Here is a 268-nt window from a genome sequence, read left to right on the forward strand (position 1 = left end):
GGGGTCGAACTCGCCTGCCTCGTAAAGGAAGCCGCCCTCGTTCGCGTAACAGGTGTTCTGGCCGTCGGACTGCGGGTCGTAGAGCGACTCGACGTCCCACCCACGATCGGTCGGGAACTCCCCAATGGCATCGACACCGGACGCCAGCAGCCGCCAGAGGTCCTCGGGATTGCGTACTCCGCCGGGGAAGCGGCAGCTCATCGCGACGATCGCGATCGGATCATCATCCGCCGCCCGCACCACGGGACCGGTGATCGCTGCCTGGATA

The 268-nt window shown here is 66.4% G+C and carries 1 pseudogene; it reads right to left on the bottom strand.

Annotation, left to right across the window (positions count from 1 at the left end):
- A pseudogene (locus O5O46_RS35240) lies at nucleotides 1–258 on the bottom strand (beta-ketoacyl synthase N-terminal-like domain-containing protein); the annotation flags it as partial.
- Between the last annotated feature and the right edge of the window lie 10 nt (nucleotides 259–268).

Origin of the sequence: Streptomyces sp. RPT161, from assembly GCF_027533845.1 — a bacterium.
GTDB lineage: Bacteria > Actinomycetota > Actinomycetes > Streptomycetales > Streptomycetaceae > Streptantibioticus_A > Streptantibioticus_A silvisoli_A.